Genomic DNA, 4,535 nt, shown 5'->3' on the forward strand with positions numbered 1-4,535 from the left:
GATTTCAGGCAGTTGTCGTTGCATAATAGCCATCCTGTTTTCCTCTGTTACCTCATCCTCCAAATCAACGACTTCTTTTTAATTGAGTAGCTTGATTCATCGTATCCGATCCATGAACTACACCTACCGCCAGCCTACCGCCTCGTTTACCGTGGCATCTCTGGCGAGCAGTTCCATGGCAATAGTGCTTCGTAGTCGGCCACCGACTGCGCATGCGGCAGTCGTTCCAGTACGTGGCGCAGCCACGTATAGGGCTCTTGGCCGTTGACCTTGGCGGTCTCGACCAGACTGTAGATCTGCGCGCTGGCAGTCGCACCTTTGGGCGTGTCGACCAACGCAGCCAAGCCGTCGATGGACTTTCGAAAATCTACAGGCTTCGGGTAGAGGTACACTTTTTCGACGCTGGCATTTGGACGCATCATGGTGATGGGCTCCTGATGGAAATCGGGAGCACAGCATCAGCCGTCAACTCTCAGCTTGGAATGTGGAGTTCATGGAGCGGATACATAAAAATGGCGCTCGCAGTGTTGATGACCCCTGAGTAACTTCCCGGTGTCAAAGCCTGGGATGCCGCATAGAAACCGACAAAGGTCTTTATAATCAAGGCCTTGAGCTACAAATCACCCACAAAAATCACCACCTTTTGCGACTCTTTAGAACCCAATAAACATTGGTCCAAACGGTTGCGTTTTGGGGAGGAATTCCCCGCAGAAAATCCCACCTACGGCGTCCTGCCGACCGAACACCTCACCTCTATATAAAGGAAGGATGCGCTGTCACGGCACATCCTTGAAGAACACGTGGTGACCCAGCTTCAAAGTCTGAGTGGCGCCCTTCACCCAAGTCGGCGCCTTCGGCATGGTGGTCGCGTAGTAGTGCGTGGCGCCACCGGTAGGATCGGGCACCTTCCCATCGATCACCTGGTCAGCGGCGATTCGCGCTTGAGCCAACTCTCGGAACGGGATCGGCTTTGCGCCACTCAGGCAGGCGTAGTTCGGATCGTTCTTGTTCCAGCAGCTGAACTGGTACGGCTTCTGGCACACGCCGGCATAGCCCTCGCCCCACCACGACTTGTCCTTACCATCGTTCACGCGGTTGCGGATAGTCCAGGCGATGGCGATCTGGCCGGCCACTCCTTCGCCTCTGGCCTCGCCGTAAAGCGTTCGGGCGAGGATGTCTCGGTCTTTTTCGGTTACAGGCATATTTTCTCCAGGCGAAAAAAGCCCGCACTAGGCGGGCATCAGTTGGGTTTTTCTACACGGCGAGCAATCTGTCGACAAAGTTCTCCTTTATATTGCCTCTGACATAAAAAGGTTATTTTTTGGCGCATTCCCAATAGAGGCGTATTGCTATACTACCCGTCAACCCCTGCTTCTAAGGCCTTCAAGTGAGATTTTCTATCAGAACCACCAAGCATCGCGGATGGCTCTGGGCGTATAAAAAAATCAGAGGTTATGGATGCTCTGGGATTACAGCTCTTCATCGAGCAAGCCTCTATGCTCTTCGAGGCGACTCGGGAGTTTTCTCCAGCAAGCTGAGCATGCAACGATTCCGGTTGCGGCGCTGACGCCTTCAGCGGCGGCAAGCTTCGATCATTTCGCTCTCAGCAGAGCCTCACTGACAACCTGAAATTCAATAAAACTAGAGCGACCTCGATCACCGGAGTGCTATATTTTCCGATTCGAAAGCTCTGACCCAAGCTGTCTAAAATCACCACCATATAACGCGAAAGGACTGGCGATGCTAAACTATATACAAATATTCCGAGGGGTTGCCGCGCTCCTCGTAGTACTGCATCACTCCGCTGGAATAACGGAGAAATACTTTAAGGCAACTTCAATCGAGCATTTTTTCTTGTTTGGAAGAGCTGGAGTCGACTTTTTCTTTGTTTTATCGGGCTTCATAATATTTTACGCCCATGAAAACTGGATTGGAAAACCAGGTAAGCTGGGTGATTATCTTTGGCGCAGATTTACACGGGTTTATCCAACTTACTGGATTGTATTMGCTGCCACTCTACCGCTCTACTTCCTGCTATACAACAAAATTCCAGATATGACAAACGTCATCATGTCATTCTTTTTAATAAAACACGAGATGATTGTATATGTAGCTTGGACGCTGGTCCATGAAGTTACATTCTACATAGTTTTCACCACACTCATAATCAACAAGAAACTAGGCATAACAGTCTTCTCCGGCTGGATAATTGCGATACTTATCAATAGCCCCGCAGACATCTTCCTCGACAAATGGTTTAACACTGGCGCTAGCCATATTACCAGCAATTACAATATTTTATTCCTACTTGGAATGCTTGCGGCTTTTCTGACATTAAAATTAAAATCGAGACTGCCCTCCCTCGCCATAGGCATTTTCGGGCTATCCGCATTCTTAGCGTTAGGCGTCATAGAGGAAATATTCGACTTAGACGAGAAATTGAATATATTTTATGCGCTGTCGTCCGTGCTTATAATCTACGGATTTGCGACATGGGAGCGAGCAAACCCTTCAAAACCTTCGCACTATTTGATTACCCTAGGCGCAGCCAGTTATTCCATATACCTTGTGCACTCACAAATAATATCTGGCATAACAAAAATCTTCGTCAGATTAGAGCTAACAAGCACGATTCACGTAACAGTTGCGTTCGCAATCTCCGCGATCATCGCCACGATTGCCGGAGTAGCTTTTCATAAGATAATAGAAGTGCCTCTTGTTGAGAAATTTAAACAATTTAAAAGCAGGCGAGCTGTGGTTAGACCTGAACATTTCAGCTGACGTCGGCAGAATAAAGCGATAAGTAGAGTGCTTATTAATGTATTAGAGTAGATGTAAGGCCTGCACGCTATCCAGCAATACCTGCGATGCCCGCCATGTGCGGGCTATTTGGCTCTGTATCAATACGACATAGACGACACGGTCAGCAGGGTAATATCAAATGCAGCGTCCCCAATGAACTCGACACTACCCCCTGACGCGAGGTCGGAGACGGTAGAGAAGGAGTTGTAGCCCACAACAAGCGTCCCAAGCAAGATACGAAACGGCGACCCACCTACCGAGAGATAGGCTTTAACTACACCGGACGTGATTGCAGATACCGCAATCTCAACACGATACACGCGAGGCTTACCAGCAACAGTGGTGCCATCTGTTGTGAACACTGATGCTCGATTCGTCGAACCCCCTGATGCGGACACGATACGAGTACCAAGGGTAGCGTCCTTAGTTGCCGTGCATACACCAGATAGGCTAGTAGTTGCATTCCGCATATTCTTTGCCAGGGTCCGTTTACCAATCGAGCCATCAATAACGACGGGGCCTGTAACCATTTCCGATAGCGCACGACCTTCACTGCCAGAGTATGTGAGTGAGTAAACYCGAACGTCAGCAGCATCCTCTGCTTGGATCATACTGGAGGTGCCGTTTAGAGTTCCATGGAACCCGAAAAATTCAACAGTCCCTTTGGATATCTTGCAGGCTCCACCTGTGCCTGCGCCTGCGTTGAACTCGCACTTATAAAAAGCCAATCCTGCTGCACGCTCAACCTCTACTTGGAAGTCTACTGTACCCCTCTCAAAGATGCCGCCAATAAACTTGGTATTTCGGCATAGCTGATTGGAATCACCAGCGGGGAAGAGGTCGAACACTTTTAGGCCTCGCGAGGTCACGGGAGCGTCTACAGCCAGGTCAGTGTTCATGCCGATCAGCGTCATATTCAACGCTTGTCCAAGTGCAATACATGCCTCACCACAGAATTTTACTTGGAAGTCTTCTAGTGTTGAGTTGTTCCCCTGCGCATTCATACCAATGGCCAGCCCGTACCTAGTGAAATCCTGAATACGAACACGCCGACCAGACACCCGATTGAACGACGCAAGTTCCTTCAACCCGTCCTGCGCAATGTTGTTTCCGCGTAGGTCTACGTCTTCAAGGATTGAGCCAGAACCCCACACTATCCCCCCATCTACCGTGGTAAAGGAAAGAATCGTTTGGTTCCAGGCAGAGCCTCGAAGCCCTACACCCGCCGGAATAGTAATTCTGCCRCCAACTTGAAGCGATCCTGCCGGAAGAACCAGCGTTCCGGCGCCACGGCTAATTAGCTTAGTAAGACCTAGCTGAATACCTGCGAGGTTTACAGCAGCAGTGTTAAGTCGGTCTACGTTATAGCTACTCGCCAGCATCCAGCCGTCAGGCCTCGTAACGCAGATTAACCCAGAGCCAGACACAGGGTGGTTGAACTCCCCTCCGCCTGCTGCAACGATGTCCCATACCTCGCCTGATCTAGCAGTAACGCGGTCACCAGGAACAAACCCAAGGGCGCTAGCGAAAAACGCAGAGGCATCTTTGACGCTCTTCGCGAACGCTGACCAGCCAGCTGAAGTGCTTAAATCCTGGCGCAGCGAGTCGTCGCCGATCAGCTTTAGCTTTGCCTCATCAGTCGCCCAGTTGCTGGTCGTCATCGGAATGAACGATCCCTTGGCGCGGTACTCATTGCCAAGATAGGTAACTGTCTTGGTCGTACGGTCCAGCAG

General features: G+C 50.3%; 3 protein-coding genes and 1 pseudogene. 1 reads left to right on the top strand and 3 read right to left on the bottom strand.

Features of this window, described 5'->3' with window-relative positions:
• Positions 1-146: 146 nt before the first annotated feature.
• Positions 147-329: pseudogene (locus AC1DSG_RS28005) on the bottom strand (transposase domain-containing protein); the annotation flags it as partial.
• Between the two features lie 447 nt (positions 330-776).
• The gene (locus AC1DSG_RS28010; protein ID WP_477793771.1) at positions 777-1,202 is read right to left on the bottom strand and encodes a cell wall hydrolase; all 426 of its coding nucleotides are present in this window, start codon (positions 1,200-1,202) and stop codon (positions 777-779) included.
• A 538-nt stretch (positions 1,203-1,740) separates the two neighbouring features.
• Between AC1DSG_RS28010 and AC1DSG_RS28015 the strand changes: the two genes are divergently transcribed.
• Positions 1,741-2,781, top strand: coding sequence for an acyltransferase family protein (locus AC1DSG_RS28015; RefSeq protein ID WP_477793772.1), 1,041 nt, complete (start codon positions 1,741-1,743; stop codon positions 2,779-2,781).
• A gap of 119 nt (positions 2,782-2,900) precedes the next feature.
• Here AC1DSG_RS28015 and AC1DSG_RS28020 read toward each other — a convergent pair.
• A partial coding sequence (locus tag AC1DSG_RS28020; protein WP_477793773.1) for a hypothetical protein occupies positions 2,901-4,535 on the bottom strand: 1,635 nt, incomplete at its 5' end.

This window comes from Pseudomonas sp. P5_A12, from assembly GCF_056400685.1.

What these genes read in the sequence shown, in the direction of transcription:
- AC1DSG_RS28010 (WP_477793771.1), bottom strand. Translation starts at nt 1,202, where the DNA reads ATGCCTGTAACCGAAAAAGACCGAGACATCCTCGCCCGAACGCTTTAC.